This window comes from Clostridium sp. KNHs205, from assembly GCF_000702945.1.
Taxonomy (GTDB): domain Bacteria; phylum Bacillota; class Clostridia; order Lachnospirales; family Lachnospiraceae; genus Anaerocolumna.
Map to the genome: position 1 here is coordinate 4,189,679 of NZ_JNLE01000003.1, position 16,757 is coordinate 4,206,435.

Sequence of the window (16,757 nt, forward strand, 5' to 3'; positions counted from 1 at the left end):
CATTTATTACAGATCTTCTATTTTATAGCATATATTACTTTTTATTGCTTAAATATTCATCAATTGCTTTCGCTGCTTTCTTACCGGCACCCATGGCAAGGATAACCGTAGCTGCACCGATAACTGCATCTCCGCCGGCAAATACACCTTCTTTTGTTGTCTTTCCGGTTTCTTCGTCTGCTACGATACAATTATATTTATTCAGGTCAAGACCTTCCGTTGTTGATGAGATTAAAGGATTAGGGCTTGTGCCAAGAGACATGATTACAGTATCTACCGGCAGCTCGAATTCAGAATCCTTTTTGGGTACAGGCCTTCTCCTGCCGGATGCATCCGGCTCTAAGAGTTCCATTTCTTCACATCTCATACCCTTTACCCAGCCATTTTCATCTACAAGGATTTCTGTAGGATTGGTTAGGAACTTAAAGATGATTCCTTCTTCTTTGGCATGATGTACTTCTTCAACTCTGGCAGGAAGTTCTTCTTCACTTCTCCTATAGATAACATAAACCTCTGCTCCAAGTCTCAGTGCTGTTCTGGCAGCATCCATTGCCACATTACCGCCGCCCACTACTGCTACTCTCTGTCCTGCCGCAATAGGGGTATCATATCCGGCTTCAAAGGCCTTCATAAGGTTGTTTCTGGTGAGGTATTCATTGGCTGAGAATACACCATTGGCATTCTCTCCGGGGATTCCCATAAATTTAGGAAGTCCTGCTCCTGATCCGATAAATACAGCCTCAAAACCTTCCTCTTCCATTAATTCGTCGATGGTGGTGGATTTACCGATTACTACATTGGTTTCAATCTTAACACCAAGAGCTTTGACATTTTCTATTTCACTCTTAACAACTGTCTCTTTCGGCAGACGGAATTCAGGAATGCCGTAAACCAATACTCCACCAGCTTCATGAAGCGCTTCAAAGATAGTTACGTCATAACCGGCTTTTGCAAGATCTCCTGCACAGGTTAATCCGGCAGGTCCGGAGCCGATAACAGCAACTTTTTTATTCTTCTGCTCTGTAGGCATTTCAGGTTTGATCCCTTTTTCTCTTGCCCAGTCAGCTACATAACGTTCTAATTTACCAATGGAGATAGGTTCTCCTTTAATACCTCTGATACATCTTTCTTCACATTGGGATTCCTGAGGACATACACGTCCGCATACGGCAGGCAGAGCGGAATAATTGCTAATAACTTTGTAAGCTTCCTCTACATTGCCTTTCTCAACCTGATTAATAAAGCCCGGAATATCGATACTTACAGGACATCCGCCTATACATTTGGCATTTTTACATTTTAAACATCTGAGGGCTTCTTCTTTCGCCTCATCATCGTTATATCCTAAACATACTTCTTTGAAGTTATGTGCTCTTTCTTTGGCATCCTGCTCTCTTACAGGTGTCTTCTTCAATACGTCCATCTCTTTAGCTCCTATCTGTCTGCGGGGTCATCACTGCAGCCACAGCCGCCCCCTTTGTGGGTTGCGCCTTCTTTTTCCTTTAAGATAGCTCTGCCTTCTACAGTCTTATACATCTGCTGTCTCTTCATGGATTCATCAAAATCCACTAAATGTCCGTCAAATTCAGGTCCATCTACACAGGCAAATTTAACCTTGCCGCCAACAGTCAGTCTGCAGGCACCACACATACCGGTTCCGTCTACCATTATGGGATTCATACTTACAATAGTAGGAATACCAAGCTCTTTGGTCAGTATACAGACAAATTTCATCATGATAACAGGTCCGATAGCAATCACCAGATCATAATGTTTACCCTGATTATTAACAAGGTCTTTAATGCAGTCATTGACATTTCCTTTAAAACCGTAGGAGCCGTCATCGGTTGTCACATAGACATTCTTTGCAACTTTCTTCATCTCGTCTTCCAGGATTATAAGGTCTTTATTTCTGGCTCCGATAACGCAGTCTACATCATATCCCTGCTCTTTCATCCATTTAACCTGAGGGTACACAGGGGCAGTACCAACACCTCCTGCAACAAAGAGAATGCTTTTCTTACGAAGTTCATCTTCGGGTTCGTCGATCAGTTCGGATTTTCTTCCCAAAGGACCAGCAAAATCCCTGAACTCATCCCCTTCTTCATACTCAGCCATACGCTTGGTTGAAGAACCTAAAGCCTGAAATACAATGGTAACGCTTCCAATTTCACGATCATAGTCGCATATGGTCAAAGGAATACGTTCACCCTTCTCATCCATCTTAACAATTACAAACTGCCCTGGATAACAAGATTTAGCAACTCTTTTCGCCTCTATATCCATTAAGTAAATATTCGGTGCCAGGGTTTCCTTTTTCAATATTTTGTACATTACCTATTCCTCCTACTGAGCCTCTCCGTACAAGAAAATTCCTGCATTATTATTAAATCCGCTGTGAGGTTGCAATAAGTTAACATTCTATAAATATAAATCAAAATATCTCTTTGCCATCGTCAATACAGCCGTTATGTAAAGGAAAATTCCCACAAAGAAAACTTAGTTTAATTTATATAGTTACAATCTTTATATACCGTTAAACTTATACATTTAACATAACTCTTCATGTTAAATAATTGTCAATCTCTACACAGCAGTTTGCTCTAGTAAATTACATTATAGATTATCTCTTCAAAAAAATCCACCCCCTTTCCTTTAAATACAGCTAAATGGTCATTTTTATATAATTTTGAAAATCTCTCAGTTATTTTGTCGTTATATTATACAATTTTCCTATTTGCCATAATCCAGTTGTTATATTTTTATCAATCAAAGTTTCAACATTCTAACAATCATTCTACCAATTTCTAAATACTAGAGCTAAAATAACGGTAATTCTTTATGCCAAATTATAAATACTAGATGTTTTACACAAAATAAGGTATAATAAAAATCGGGGAATCCAGCCAGCTGTTTCTATAACAGTTTCAAGCTGCATAAAAAGTTGGCATGAAAGAAAAGCGTTACTACTGTATTTTAATTTGTATGTGTGTATAGCACACAATTGGGGACACAATAAATTTAAACGCTTTTCTATATATCTTGATATTTAAGTGCGTTCGTACGCACAGATGGGAGCTCATATGTATAACATTTTAGTTTGTGATGATGATAAAGAAATCGTTGATGCCATACAGATCTATCTTAGTGCTGAAGGCTATAATATTATAAAAGCTTATAACGGAATACAGGCCCTGGAAACAATTGAAGCCTCAGAAGTCCATCTTGTTCTTCTGGATATCATGATGCCTGAAATGGATGGCATCCGGGTTACTATGAAATTGCGGGAGAATAACAGCACTCTTCCTATCATATTACTGACTGCCAAATCCGAAGACAGCGATAAGGTGCTGGGTCTTAATGTCGGTGCTGATGATTACATTACCAAACCTTTCAATCCTCTGGAACTAATAGCCAGGGTCAAATCTGCCCTGCGAAGATACACAAAGCTTGGCAGCATTGTATCAGAGGAACAAAATATCTATTCCTCCGGTGGCCTAGTAGTAAATGATGACAGAAAGGAAGTCTATGTTGACGGAGAGCTGATTAAGCTTACTCCCATAGAATATAACCTGTTAAAACTCCTGGTTAAGAATAAAGGGAGAGTATTCTCAATTAATGAAATCTACGAACTCATATGGAATGAGCCTTCTTATGGTGCCGACAACATCGTAGCGGTGCATATACGTCATATCAGGGAAAAGATTGAGATCAATCCAAAGGAACCCAAATACCTAAAGGTAGCCTGGGGTATCGGCTACAAGGTGGAGAAATACTAATCATTTAGAAAGGCTGCGATACTTTATGAATAGAATTAAAGGTTCAATGTATATAAAAATATTGATACATATTGTCCTGTTTCTGTCAGGTCTTACCCTGACCATTGGGACTTATCATATTTTTAAATATCTTGATTCCTATACTACAAATACTTCTGATTTTAAAGAGACTTCTGAATTTCAGAATAAATATCTGAAATATGTAGAGCGGGTTGCCGTTTATGTAGACTACAGAGAAAAAGGCTACTCCGGAAGTATTGGGTTCGATCCGTCTTCAACAGATATCTCCTCCCTTTTTGAAAAAGAAGTGGTCAACCCCAAATCTAAAAAGAAGAATACAAACAATAAAAGTGAACAGGAACAGTTTGATTATTATAATGCCATACTCAATCAAACCAACAGTAATTTTCTGTATTATGTTAAAAATGTAAAAACAGGAGCTGTTTATACCTCTGCTGCCCTGGAAAACAAAGTATATAAGACCAACGAAGAGGGTAAGGATAAAATGACCCAGAAGGAATATCTGGAGCATGTAAAAAAGACAAACAATGCCTACCTGATCATTAATACAGAGACAGAAAAATATGCCACCAATGTAAACCGTAATTACCAGTTTCTAAATGATGAAAATTTAACCTGGGTAATGGACTACATCCGGGGAGTTGTCATAAACAGCGAGGATGAAACGGAGACCAATCGGGGTGAGTATATTATCTGTACAACCATTGTTAATAATTTTCCAAACAAAGCTGATGAATTCGGTACGATGTACCATCATTTTAATACACTTTATCGAAATTATACGAATTCCCTGCATCCTGTTCCCATATCCTTTGCTTTGCTTCTGGTCTTTTTTATTTTGATAGTCTTTTTTGCCGGACATTCAAATAAATCCGATCAGATAACACTTATAGGCTTTGACCATGTAAGAACCGAGACCGGACTGGTACTTATTGTCAGTGGTATAACCCTTCTCTATTTCCTGGATATTAAGTTATGCCGCTATCTGCTGCACGATTTTGGTCTTGACTATTCCATATTGCTTGGAGTTGGTTATACGATTCTTTATCCTTTTAGTTTATTTGGTTTCCTGAGTCTGATACGAAGATTCAAAAAGAATGTATTCTTCACCAATTCTTATCTTAACCTCTTTGGTATGAAGCTGCGTTATTTTATTCGGGAGTTTATAGCCGGCAGAAGTATTACCTTCCGGTTTGCCGCACTAATTCTGTTTTTTATAGCTTTAGAAGTAACAGGTTTTATTATTTACAGATATAAACTGACACCTTGGCCCGCACCTCTTTTCCTGACGGTGAGCATCTTCGGTTATCTGTTCCTCTTCTATGGCCTGATGAAACAGGTTATTGATTTTAAAATAATCAGCCGTGAGACAAAGAAGCTGGCAGATGGTAATCTAAAGCACAAGATACCTGTGGATAAGATGCATGAGCCTTCACTCTCTCTGGCCATTGATATCAATAATATCAGTGAAGGCTTTTCGGCTGCTGTAGAGGAAAAGGTTAAGAGCGAAAGACTGAAAACAGAACTTATTGCAAATGTATCCCATGATATTAAAACACCCCTTACTTCTATTATTAATTATGTGGATCTCCTAAAGAAAGAAAATCTGCAAAATGAAACTGCAGAAGGATATCTGGAAGTATTATCCGGGAAGACCTGGCGTTTAAAGACTCTTATTGAAGATCTGGTGGAAGCCTCTAAAGCCTCCTCCGGTGTACTGGTACTGAACCTGGAATGCTTAAATTTTGTAGAACTTGTCAGACAGTCTCTGGGTGAATTTGAAGATAAATTCTCCGACCATAAGATAGAACCTGTACTCACCGTAACACAGGAACCTATCTATATCATGGCTGATGGAAGAAGTACCTATCGAATTATCGAGAATATTTTTTCCAATGTAGTCAAATATGCCTTAAGCGGAACGAGAGCTTATATTAACATCTTTACTGAAGATGACATGGCTGTTGTATCGGTGAAGAATATTTCCGCAGCAAAATTAAATATCAGCTCAGAAGAGCTAATGGAGCGTTTTGTCAGAGGCGATTCTTCCAGAAATACAGAAGGCAGCGGTCTTGGATTATCCATTTCCAAGAGTCTGGCAGCCATTCAGGAAGGGACCTTTGATATAGAGTTGGACGGGGATCTGTTTAATGCAGTCCTTCGTTTTAAAAAACAGGACCGCTACACCAGTGAAACCAGAATAACAAAAGAAAGTGACATCTTACCTTAAGAGTCACTTTCTTTTGTTTTACAAGGTTTCCTATTCCTATGGCCTCAGGTTAATCTCAGGTTTATTATCAATAGCTCTTAACTCAGGTTATTTAATACCTCAAGCTGAAGTTCTGAAAGATTTTCAGTCAGCGCTAACACATTATTCTTATACCTGTCATCAAAAGTCACTTCCTTGCCAAACCAATCCGGCAGTGTAAACTCTCCGGCTTCTTCTTCAGATTTAAACTCTACTTCAGCAAAGATTAATCCCTTTAGCTCTCCTTCAAATATGTCAAGCTCACAGGTAAGTCCACCTTCCAGTGGAATCAGGTACCGTTTCTTGGTTATAAGCCTTAAATCCGTTTTCTCTCTCAAATGATAATAGGCCTCTTTTGTCAAAGGCAGCTCTACCTCTTCGCAAACCAATGCTACACTATCTTCCTTTGTTACATTCAACCGCGATTTGTAAGTCATATAATAATCATCATTGCTTCTGCGAATTCGGATTACCGGATTGGTGCACAGATATCCCTGTTCAATATTTTTAACCGGAAAGTGGTATAAGTCCTCCGGCAATCTGGTCAATAAAAATTTTCTCTCAGTTTCCATTACGCCCCTTCTAGCTTACAAAATCTTTTGTCCATTTATAATAAGCTGAAATCTTAGGTTCAGTTTTTGTGCTGCTTTTTTACACAATACCATACGATCTAAGAATATTTCAAAATAATCCATTACAGAGGAAAACTCAGTATCAATGGTCAGGTTCAGGGTAAGCTTGGTCTTTTCCTCGTTTATTACCGTTTCTGCTTCCTTAACTGCATAATTAACTCTGTCATGGATATCAAAGCTTGCAAGGTCACGGTTTCTGACTCTGGTATAGCGTACATCTGTCTTATCCGCAAGTATCAGGGCAGCCGCTACCTCATTAACGGGAAAGGCAGTACTTTCATCGTGGTTACCAATGGCTGAGATTATCACTGCGATATCCTCTGCCTCTACACCCTGTCTGTCCAGAATACGAAAGGCCATAACGGCTCCGCTCTGAGCGTGGTCTACCCGGTTTACCACATTGCCTATATCATGCATATAAGCTGCTATCTGAGCCAGCTCAATGGTTCTCTCCGGATACCCTAAAGTAGACAGAATATATCTTGCCTTCTCGGCTACTATCCCCACATGGGCGAAACTGTGCTCTGTGTAGCCCAGAGCCCCCAATGCTTCATCTGCTTTCTGTATATATGTTCTAATTTGAGGTATTTTCTTAATTTCACGATAAGTTATCACTCTATTCTATGGCCTCCTGTTATCCAACTATATAATATCCTTCCAGTATGAAAATATACAATACACCGGCTGTAGAGTTATAATCACAGCTAATATCAATTTAAAAGGATAACTCCATTGTAACACTGTCATACTTAGGTTTGGTAAAGCAAATGTAAATTTTATACCCTTACACCAACCAACCACCATCCCTCCATATTGTATCAGATAATATCCATCTTGAAAAGAATTTACCAGTTCTGCATTTATTATTTTACTTGAAAATGTAAAAAAAATATGTATAATTTATTAAGTGACTTTTAGTTGAGATTGCACAAAATCTCAACTGGATTATTGATAAATAATTTATTATCTGCAAGGAGTACTTATGAGTATTTTAAATGTTGAGAATCTTACTCACGGATTTGGTGACAGGGCCATATTTAATAATGTATCTTTCCGCCTTTTAAAAGGGGAACATATCGGGTTGGTTGGTGCCAATGGGGAAGGAAAATCCACCTTCATGAACATTGTTACCGGAAAACTTATGCCGGATGAAGGCAATATTCAGTGGGCCAAAAATGTCAGAGTGGGGTATCTTGATCAGCATTCCGTTCTGGACAAAGGCATGACCATCCGAGGAGTCTTAAAATCTGCATTTTCCTATCTCTTTGAGTTAGAGAAGAAAATGAATGATCTATGTAATTTAATGGCTGATGCGGATCCGGACAGCCTTATGAATATTATGGAGGAATTCGGTACCATACAGGAGACTCTTGACAATAATAATTTCTATATTATAGATTCAAAGGTAGAAGAAATTGGCCGTGCACTTGGTCTTGACACTATCGGTCTTGATAAGGATGTAACCGAATTAAGCGGTGGTCAGAGAACCAAGGTTTTATTAGGCAAGCTGTTATTAGAGAAACCGGACATTCTCTTATTGGACGAGCCTACCAACTACCTGGATACAGTGCATATTGAATGGCTGAAGCGTTACTTAAACGAATATGATAACGCCTTTATCCTTATCTCTCATGATATACCATTCTTAAACAGCGTTATTAATATAATCTATCATATGGAGAATGCTGAGTTGAACCGATATGTGGGAGACTATGACAAATTCCTGGAAGTTTATGAAGTAAAAAAAGCACAGCTTGAGAGTGCTTATAAAAGACAGCAGCAGGAAATCAATGATTTGCAGGACTTTGTTGCCAGAAATAAAGCCAGGGTTTCCACCAGGAACATGGCCATGTCCAGACAGAAAAAGCTGGATAAGATGGATGTTATCGAACTTGCAAAAGAGAAACCAAAGCCTGAATTTTATTTTAAGGAAGCCAGAGCAGCCGGCAGGTTCATCTTCCAGACAGAGCATCTTGTAATCGGGTACGATGAGCCCTTATCCAAGCCTCTGACCCTGACCATGGAACGCGGTGATAAAGTAGTTTTAAAGGGAGCTAACGGAATCGGCAAAACTACTTTATTAAAAAGTATCATCGGACTGATACCTCCTCTTGAAGGAAAGGTATCCTTAGGTGATTATCTTTACAAAGGTTATTTTGAGCAGGAAATGACAGGCGCAAAGAATAATACCTGTATTGAAGAGTTATGGAAGGAATTTCCCTCCTATTCTCAGTATGAAGTACGTTCAGCATTGGCAAAATGCGGCTTAACAACAAAACATATTGAGAGTCTGGTTCGCGTTCTTAGCGGCGGCGAGCAAGCCAAAGTAAGATTATGTAAGCTAATCAACCAGGAGACCAATCTTCTGCTGTTGGATGAGCCTACAAACCATTTGGATGTAGAAGCCAAGGAGGAACTGAAACGGGCATTGAAGGAATATGGCGGCAGTATCCTGCTTATATGTCATGAGCCTGAATTCTATGAAGATTTTGCTACGAAGGTATGGGACTGCTCCAACTGGTCTACCAAAATTTAAGGAAATAAATAACCGGATTAAATGGAATAATTTCATTTAATCCGGTTTATTTCTGTAATTGAGTATAAATCTATTCTGTAAAAAGCCTGCTTGCAGGATGCACCTACTGCACTTAAGGAAGAATGCCGCTACGTTACTGATTGTCAGCGCCAGAGTATGGCAAGCCAGACTCTTTGTTCACCTGTTATACTTATACAAAGTTTCTTCTTCCTAATCCCTTGGATAACACCTTTACACTCTCCATAACAACAAGAATAATATTAATGGCGATTATTACATAAATAATCTTATTACCCCACATTAACACGGTCTGATCCGAGAAGGGTTTAAAAATATTAAATACTTTTGTAAAAAAAGCTGTGTTAAACAATAAACTGTCTTTCAACATTACAATCACCAGAATACAGCCTAAAACATTATAGATTACCTGGGAAACAGCCAGTGCTTTATTCCAATGTCCTGTTATCATCTTTACAACGAACAATCCAATCTGAACCACCGCCAAAATAAGAATTACCGGTATATATACTTTCAATCTATCTGTATCAAATAAAGGCGTAACCTCTGTCTTGCTGCCAATTCCTTTGCTTATATAGATGGCAATTGACTGAGGTCGAAAATAAACTATGGCTGTAAAAAGTACAGTAAAAAACACAGAAACAACAGCATCTGTTCTGGAAATCTCACTGTTACTCGTTGGAATATCTGCCAGCTCATCGGGAGACCATTTCTTATGAAACAATGGTATATCGCCGGAATCAAAACCGGTCTTCTCCATTATGAAAAATACCAAGGTTACCCAGAAAGCTCCTTGTAAAGCACCTTCAATAATGGAACTACCCAAATCTTCTATAATGGGAATCAGATATCCGTTTACTGAATTGGCACTGTCCGCATCAGATACCCCGGACAGAATTGCAAGACCAACAAAAACAGTAATAAATATACCAATAACAATTTTCAGTGTTTCAATATAGCGGTCATAATAGGCAGGTCCTATAAGGTACCTTTTATTGTGATTGTATTCTTCTGCCAGCTTCATTGGACTTCCCAATTCCTCCAGTACCTTGTACACGTCCTCATCTGTGGGATTCTCCGGAAGCATATCTTCAATATTGGCTCTAAGTTCTTTCCCAACATCTTCTCTGCTGTCTACCGGTAAATATTTCGTAACAGCATATACATACTTATCAATCATTTTCATAGCCATTATTCTCCTTTAAAACAGTATCTAACTGTTTAGATAGTGAAATCCACTCATTTTTGAGCCTGACAAAAACTTCTTCTCCTAAATTACTGAGTTTATAGAATTTACGTGGTCTGCTCTCACTCGTATCCCATTCACTTATAAGCAGATTCTGTTTCTCTAATCTGCGTAACAGCGGATATAGCGTTCCTGCTTCAATTGGTACATTTTTCTCCTCCAGTTTTTGAACCAGCGAATATCCATATTCATTCTCTCTCAGCTGGCTTAGTACAATCAGTACGAGGGAACCTCTTTTTAGTTCAACTGTAAGCGTATTAATAATGTTTTCCATAGAATCCATTTCATCACCTCTAATCTCATTATACTGTACGTCGTACATTATTGTCAATATAATCTTATTTATTATTTTATAATATTTAGATATATACGATATTGTGCTAAATATGATAATTCCATTTCGGTTCAAACTAAAAGGCTTTCTATGATAATCTAAGTTAATCATAGAAAGCCTCTAAATAAAAATACATATCTTTTATGAAGTTGTTTAACATCCCTACTATATCTGTTTACTGTAAATCTCTTTAGGAACTTTTACCTCAACATTCTTTAAACTTATCTTCCTGGATACTATTTTAAGCTCATAACGGATTTCGCCGTTTCTCTACCTGAGTCCATTATATTTGTCTTCTTGTCTCCATTAAAAACATAAAATTTACTGCAGATATAATTTAAAATAATCACAACTACAGCCAGTCCTGCTTTCACTGCCATGTTGTTAAAATGAAGCAGAGTGACAAAAAGCAGCAGTCCTCCCTCCTCTACTCCTAAAGAGAATAGCCTGGCCAGAAAGAATTTCATCATCTTAACAGATTCATCTCTTATACTGTTTCGTTTATCACGAAATACCCAGCCGGCATTCACATAATAAGCAAAGGTTACGGCTATTATCCAGGCAATTATATTAGCGATCAGATGATTTATTACTGCACCATAACATAAAAGGTAGTATGTCACCATATTAACTGCGGTGGTCATCACACCGGCTATAGCATATACAACCATTTCACGGTTCAGAAATTTTTTTATCAACCTCTTTACGTTGTCTTTCATTCAGAGAACTCCTTTATCTTAAAATATAGCTCTTATTTAAATACATTAAGCATGTCCAATATTATCTTGTCCATTTCAGTATAACTTATTATCCCCTTAATGTACATAAATAATTATCTGCCATATCTGTCATTCTCCAACATGTGTCAACAAACTCAAAAATCTGTAAACATTTTCAGAGACAAAAAGCGGCACATGTCTATAAAAGCTTGAAAACAGCTTCACAGAAAGCTTCCTGGTGTCACGTTGAAGCGGCTCCTCTTTCCAAGGAGATGCTTTGGCTGCCTTTAAATATTCTGCCTGCATTGGATGGGTACAGTTTTCTTCCCAGGGCCTTCCCACCAAGCCAGTGGTAAAGTGAATAATAGCAGGATTTCTCTTAGCCTCATCAAGCTCCTCCTGCGTATAGAAGCTGTCTAAAAAATAGATATGTTTTATTGTCTTTGCTGTAAAGGAATATATATTTGCTGTGGCATTGAATCTTGGTGAGATAATACGTTTCCTATTCCTGCAGACACCATTAATCGTTCCCTGATCGTGATGGGGAACATTGCCGTTATGTTTTCTAATGAAATTAATAAACTTTTTCTCCAGACCTTCCTTACGCCAGCTGTTAAGATTAATCAGGATAGTTCCTGCATTCACATAATATTCATCAGGTTTCATTCCAATCTTTTTTAAAAAGAAGCTGTCCACAGTGTCACGAACCCCGGCAACCAGATAGTCTTCCAGATCCACAGCCCAGAAATCCATCAGATTGTCACGGACTATGGTATCACAGTCAAGATAAAGAATTCTGTTATAACTATCAGGAATAATAGAGGCCAGGAACAGTCTTGCATAAGAGGCAATGGATATCTTTCTGGAACCCATATTAAGCTCTAGTCCTGTAACTGCTGCTGCCATGGACATAAAATGAATTTCTCTTTTAAATTCCTTTGCAATAGATTGAAGCTTTTCCTTATTTGGCTCCTTCATACCACAGTCCAATATAAATACTACGATTTCCGGAAAGTCTTTATTGGATTGAAACATTGACAGCATGGAAATACCCAGAAATTTCGTATAGCGATCATCTGCCGCATAGGCAACACATAATTTTTGCTTTAGTTCCATCGTTTTATCCTCCCTGTAACCAACTGTATTCTATTTAGCATTCCACCCATTAGCCTTTATCTCTTCTGCTTAATCAGCCAGATAATCAACCTTCAGATTATATGGACTATAGGTATTCTGTTCCAAAATATAAGCTACATAAATATCATCTTCATAGTAGATTTTAAAATTCCTGGGATATATCTGCAATATTTTCTGTGCCCAGTAAAATGCCTGTGACTCTATAACCGCACGTTGAAAATAATAGTCCTGAGCATCTCCAAAAAATGTAAAATCCATTGCCGCATATTTTAAATCCACATTAACCGGTCCGTAGGTATAATCCTGTAACACCTTTTTTTCAATGAAAAAGAAAACATATTCAGTGGGAAAGGTAAATTCCTCACTATTCCCATTGACCATATCCATAAATTCTGATAACTCCGTATGGTAGCCGTAATCCAAAATATCATAATATTCATCAGTGGGCGAAACAACGGTATAGGTATTTCTTTCGTAAGATTTCTTAATATGACGTAGCAGATACTCTGATTCATTATAATAAGCCTGGTTAACATCAAAAAAGGAATGATACCAGCCCATCTCTACAATCATGATTGCTGCAACTCCGCAAAAAACAGCAGAAAGTCCCTTTAAGGCAAATTGATAATGCCGGTTTTTCCAAAAGCCAAGAATCCGGAAAGCAAAATCAACCGGCAGCATAAAAATGAGACCAATGAAGGGTTCTGCAAAGGTTGAGGCTCTGGCTGCGGCAATTAACTCAATAAATCCCAGCTCTTCTGCTGCTCCGACAATACATAACACTATCATATTAAGTATGATCGCTATGTACACATGCCCGACGTTTCTGGTCTGCTTTCTGAATAGCATTATAACCGCACAGAGAAAGCCGCTGAATATACTATAAAACATTAACCGGGTAGCACTGGCTCCAAACATTGCAAGCAATCCGAAGTTGAACATTGCATTATAGAAATACCTCACTATCTCAACAGCCGACATGGCAGAATAGTCTACATGAATCTTTTTATCCTTACCGCCGTTTTCTTCCGTTTTGGTTTCTGAACCATTTTCACCTGTTGTATTATTTCCCTTACCCTGTGCTTCTTCTAACCTCTGCTGATAATCCGAACCTTTTCCATTCCATTCCTCATCTGCAATAACACTTGTTGCCCATGCCATGGATTCCTGAAAAGGTATACCTTTAGCCAGACAAGCGGCAAAGGGCATTACTGCAATAACAGCTCCCATAATACCGCTGAACAAAAGCGGTATAAAATATTGCTTTTTAAACACTCGTGGAATAAAGGCAATGCCCGTTGCTAATACCAGAAATACAGCTGCAATTGCGGTATAAAAATGATAAGCTATAACAAGCGCTACGCATAAAATTAAAAGGCAGGCATCGGAATCAATATACCTTCTGTTGATATAAGCGTTTATACGAAAGAACCTGCGTATCCGTGAATCTTTTTCCAGTAGGAGCTTCTGCCTGTCCTTACGCAGATACCGTATCATAAAATAAGCCACACCGATTACAGTGTACATTCCCGCCTCCTGGGGCAGAGAGGCAGCATAACGGCCCTGATTCAGCATAAAACTGATAAAAAGAACCACTGTTATGGGCGTATATTTACCATAAAAAATTTCCTTCGCTAATAAATACAAACCAATCATCATCAGAACGGTCTGATAAGCACCGGCATACAACAGTATTTCCCTTAGATTTAAATCAAAGATTATACGGATGATATATACCATGGCATGCATACCAAAGGGATAGATACCGTCTGAAAATAAAGTCCCTTGCTCCAGGTCATAAATCCAGGATTGATGTATGGGGATATCTGAAAACTGATAGCAATGATAACGTAAAACATTATATGTCAGAAACCAGATATTATAAATTACCAGGGATATTAAAAGTCCTGCTTCCAGCCAGTTTTTTCTTAAAGTTTTCCAGATTGGCATCTGAAGAATTGATCTTTTTAAGGCTTTCACCAGTGCTTTAAACTCCTGTACCGTAAATCGAATAAACCTTTCTTCTTTGTAGGCATCCCAGAAAGCATCCGTTACTTCTTTACACTGTTTAAAAAATCTTTTATCCGAGTAATTCCATAAAATCAGGAGATAGACCAGCAGATTACCTGCAATTATGTTATAGCGGTTACAAATATCCAAAAATCCAAGGAGCAGTACCAGATTAATCTGTAATGCAGCTTGTGTCAGCACACAGAACCAAAACCGGAAGCCATAACTCTTGTTTTTAAGATACTTTCTCCAAACAAAGAGCGGTATCAGAAAATCCCTTGCAATACAGCTTAATAATACTAATATCATGGATAACACATAGGCACTCGTATCAACAATCATGATTCTCACCTCTTTTCCCGTCTGTATAGCTATATACTTATAGTTTTATCCTCTTTACAGTAGTAATAACCTGAATATGTTTTAACATAATAATGATGTAAACTTAGATATGTTATAACTTTGAATATGCTCTTACCTTAAATATGCAATAATCTTAAATATGCTCTTACCTTAAATATGCAATAATCTTAAATATGCTCTTACCTCAGGTATGCAATAATCTTAAATATGCTCTTTACCAATTTACTGCTTAAAACTTTTAACAATATCTCCAACACTTCGGAATTCTTTTTTTATACCAATTAAATATATTCCACAACTGGTAAGATAAACTGCTCCACCAACTAGTACCTGCAGAAGCAGCTTAGGGAAAGGTTCTATTGACAAAGCAGTCAGAGGATAAACAGCAGCAAACTCCAGCAAGCCACAAAGCATAAAGGGAAGCAGTGCTTGAAACAGCTGACGGAATTTATATACATCCCTTATATGGATAATCTGATAGGCACATACCATAAGCTCAGCTCCAAAGGTACCAATAACTGCACCTGAAGCACCATAGAAAGGTATTAAAATCAGATTCAGTACTATATTTGTTACTGCTCCCAGGGATACTGACCATATATAGACATGCTCTCTGCGAAAAGGAATCAGGTACTGGGTCTGTACTACATTTACCACACTCATGGGAATCATGACCATGGCCAGTTCCATGGTTAGCAGAATTGTCGGTGTATATTCCTCACCGAAAAACCATGGTACGAAGCTGGGAGCAACACCTGCTATCCCAAAGCAAAGAGCACAGCATATAAAACTATTGAACCGGATGGAATTACGCATCTTCTGCACCCCTTCTTCCTTCCGGTTGTTCGCTACCAGATTAGATATTCTGGGGAGCATAACCGTATCCAGTGCAGATAAGATACCCTTTGGAAGATTGATGATATTCTCCGCAAAAGCATAAAAAGCCACCACTGTGGTGCTCTTAACGATAATCCCAAGCATTATTTTATCCAGCCAATTATAGATACTTAATGCAAAAAGCGGAATAAAGAGCTTCGCATTTGGTACCATATGGCAGGTGATATCTTCCCGCTTAAGCGGAACCCATTTAACCTGCCGAAACATAAAAGGAAGCAGCTGAACCTGCTCTAACATAAAGCAGGCAGACATAACACCTGTATAGATCCATAAATCCTTTTCTGAATGTACAAAAGCATAAACACCAGCAATGATCAGTGTTCTGGACACCAGACTCCTGATTGTTGTTATACGAAATTTTTCCATACCGTAGAAAAACCAGCTGACGTCAAATAATATGGACGCTACATAGATAAGCTGCATAAAGTACACCCTGCGGTCTTCTTTAAAAACCGTAAATACCAGCAGAACAAATATAAGAATCGAAATAACTGAGGTGCATAATTGCAGGATATAAATCCCCCAAAATACCCGGCTTCTCTCCTCTATGTTTTCTCTGCAGGCAGCTATACTCCGGTTGCCGTAATTATCAAGCCCAAGCTTTCCAAACATAATGAAATAACAGGCAATTGTACTTGAAAAGGTGTAGACGCCCACCTGCTCCGCTCCCAGTACCCGGGCTACATAAGGCGTAACTACCAGGGGAAGTATACAAATTGACAAACGGTATATAACGTTGTATACATAATTTTTTTTAATATCAGAACCCATACTTTTGTTCCTTTAGCTCCCATATATGCCGCATCTGCTTCAGATG

13 protein-coding genes are annotated in these 16,757 nt (G+C 38.3%); 3 read left to right on the forward strand and 10 right to left on the reverse strand.

Going from position 1 to position 16,757, the window contains the following annotated elements:
• Positions 1-34: 34 nt before the first annotated feature.
• Together gltA and BR73_RS0117370 are read right to left on the reverse strand one after the other, a co-directional pair.
• On the reverse strand, positions 35-1,423 hold the full coding sequence (gene gltA, locus BR73_RS0117365; protein WP_033166571.1) for an NADPH-dependent glutamate synthase: 1,389 nt from the start codon (positions 1,421-1,423) through the stop codon (positions 35-37).
• Positions 1,424-1,434: 11 nt separating this feature from the next.
• Positions 1,435-2,334, reverse strand: a complete 900-nt coding sequence (locus tag BR73_RS0117370; RefSeq protein WP_033166572.1) for a sulfide/dihydroorotate dehydrogenase-like FAD/NAD-binding protein — start codon at positions 2,332-2,334, stop codon at positions 1,435-1,437.
• Positions 2,335-3,083: 749 nt separating this feature from the next.
• Between BR73_RS0117370 and BR73_RS0117375 the strand changes: the two genes are divergently transcribed.
• Together BR73_RS0117375 and BR73_RS27560 are read left to right on the forward strand one after the other, a co-directional pair.
• A complete protein-coding gene (locus BR73_RS0117375; protein ID WP_033166573.1) occupies positions 3,084-3,779 on the forward strand; it encodes a response regulator transcription factor in 696 nt (231 codons plus the stop codon).
• A 25-nt stretch (positions 3,780-3,804) separates the two neighbouring features.
• Entirely contained in the window at positions 3,805-6,030 is a 2,226-nt protein-coding gene (locus tag BR73_RS27560; protein WP_051685280.1) for a HAMP domain-containing sensor histidine kinase, read from the forward strand.
• Between the two features lie 77 nt (positions 6,031-6,107).
• Here the strand turns inward: BR73_RS27560 and BR73_RS0117385 are convergent, their stop codons facing one another.
• Both BR73_RS0117385 and BR73_RS0117390 read right to left on the reverse strand, forming a co-directional pair.
• Positions 6,108-6,620: a CYTH domain-containing protein gene (locus tag BR73_RS0117385; RefSeq protein ID WP_033166574.1), complete on the reverse strand. Its 513-nt coding sequence runs from the start codon at positions 6,618-6,620 to the stop codon at positions 6,108-6,110.
• 15 nt (positions 6,621-6,635) lie between these two features.
• Positions 6,636-7,295: an HD domain-containing protein gene (locus tag BR73_RS0117390; protein ID WP_033166575.1), complete on the reverse strand. Its 660-nt coding sequence runs from the start codon at positions 7,293-7,295 to the stop codon at positions 6,636-6,638.
• Between the two features lie 367 nt (positions 7,296-7,662).
• Between BR73_RS0117390 and BR73_RS0117395 the strand changes: the two genes are divergently transcribed.
• Positions 7,663-9,216 (forward strand): ABC-F family ATP-binding cassette domain-containing protein, encoded by a 1,554-nt coding sequence (locus BR73_RS0117395; protein WP_033166576.1) that lies wholly within the window; start codon positions 7,663-7,665, stop codon positions 9,214-9,216.
• 190 nt (positions 9,217-9,406) lie between these two features.
• Here the strand turns inward: BR73_RS0117395 and BR73_RS0117400 are convergent, their stop codons facing one another.
• The 6 genes from BR73_RS0117400 to BR73_RS0117425 form a co-directional block, all read right to left on the reverse strand.
• On the reverse strand, positions 9,407-10,420 hold the full coding sequence (locus BR73_RS0117400; RefSeq protein WP_033166577.1) for a hypothetical protein: 1,014 nt from the start codon (positions 10,418-10,420) through the stop codon (positions 9,407-9,409).
• Positions 10,407-10,763 carry a PadR family transcriptional regulator gene (locus BR73_RS0117405; RefSeq protein WP_033166578.1) on the reverse strand — a complete coding sequence of 119 codons (357 nt, stop codon included), beginning with the start codon at positions 10,761-10,763 and terminating at the stop codon, positions 10,407-10,409. Before BR73_RS0117405 ends, BR73_RS0117400 begins: the two co-directional genes overlap by 14 nt.
• Positions 10,764-11,050: 287 nt before the next feature.
• On the reverse strand, positions 11,051-11,533 hold the full coding sequence (locus BR73_RS0117410) for a GtrA family protein (RefSeq protein WP_051685281.1): 483 nt from the start codon (positions 11,531-11,533) through the stop codon (positions 11,051-11,053).
• Between the two features lie 129 nt (positions 11,534-11,662).
• Positions 11,663-12,649, reverse strand: coding sequence for a glycosyltransferase family 8 protein (locus BR73_RS0117415; protein WP_051685282.1), 987 nt, complete (start codon positions 12,647-12,649; stop codon positions 11,663-11,665).
• A 69-nt stretch (positions 12,650-12,718) separates the two neighbouring features.
• The gene (locus tag BR73_RS0117420) at positions 12,719-15,022 is read right to left on the reverse strand and encodes a hypothetical protein (RefSeq protein ID WP_033166579.1); all 2,304 of its coding nucleotides are present in this window, start codon (positions 15,020-15,022) and stop codon (positions 12,719-12,721) included.
• Positions 15,023-15,265: 243 nt separating this feature from the next.
• Complete coding sequence (locus tag BR73_RS0117425; RefSeq protein ID WP_033166580.1) at positions 15,266-16,711, reverse strand: flippase; 1,446 nt, start codon at positions 16,709-16,711, stop codon at positions 15,266-15,268.
• Positions 16,712-16,757: the final 46 nt, after the last annotated feature.

What these genes read in the sequence shown, in the direction of transcription:
- BR73_RS0117425 (WP_033166580.1), bottom strand. Translation starts at nt 16,711, where the DNA reads ATGGGTTCTGATATTAAAAAAAATTATGTATACAACGTTATATACCGT.
- BR73_RS0117395 (WP_033166576.1), top strand. Translation starts at nt 7,663, where the DNA reads ATGAGTATTTTAAATGTTGAGAATCTTACTCACGGATTTGGTGACAGG.
- BR73_RS0117420 (WP_033166579.1), bottom strand. Translation starts at nt 15,022, where the DNA reads ATGATTGTTGATACGAGTGCCTATGTGTTATCCATGATATTAGTATTA.
- BR73_RS27560 (WP_051685280.1), top strand. Translation starts at nt 3,805, where the DNA reads ATGAATAGAATTAAAGGTTCAATGTATATAAAAATATTGATACATATT.
- BR73_RS0117405 (WP_033166578.1), bottom strand. Translation starts at nt 10,763, where the DNA reads ATGGATTCTATGGAAAACATTATTAATACGCTTACAGTTGAACTAAAA.
- BR73_RS0117375 (WP_033166573.1), top strand. Translation starts at nt 3,084, where the DNA reads ATGTATAACATTTTAGTTTGTGATGATGATAAAGAAATCGTTGATGCC.
- BR73_RS0117410 (WP_051685281.1), bottom strand. Translation starts at nt 11,533, where the DNA reads ATGAAAGACAACGTAAAGAGGTTGATAAAAAAATTTCTGAACCGTGAA.
- BR73_RS0117385 (WP_033166574.1), bottom strand. Translation starts at nt 6,620, where the DNA reads ATGGAAACTGAGAGAAAATTTTTATTGACCAGATTGCCGGAGGACTTA.
- BR73_RS0117415 (WP_051685282.1), bottom strand. Translation starts at nt 12,649, where the DNA reads ATGGAACTAAAGCAAAAATTATGTGTTGCCTATGCGGCAGATGATCGC.
- BR73_RS0117370 (WP_033166572.1), bottom strand. Translation starts at nt 2,334, where the DNA reads ATGTACAAAATATTGAAAAAGGAAACCCTGGCACCGAATATTTACTTA.
- BR73_RS0117400 (WP_033166577.1), bottom strand. Translation starts at nt 10,420, where the DNA reads ATGAAAATGATTGATAAGTATGTATATGCTGTTACGAAATATTTACCG.
- gltA (WP_033166571.1), bottom strand. Translation starts at nt 1,423, where the DNA reads ATGGACGTATTGAAGAAGACACCTGTAAGAGAGCAGGATGCCAAAGAA.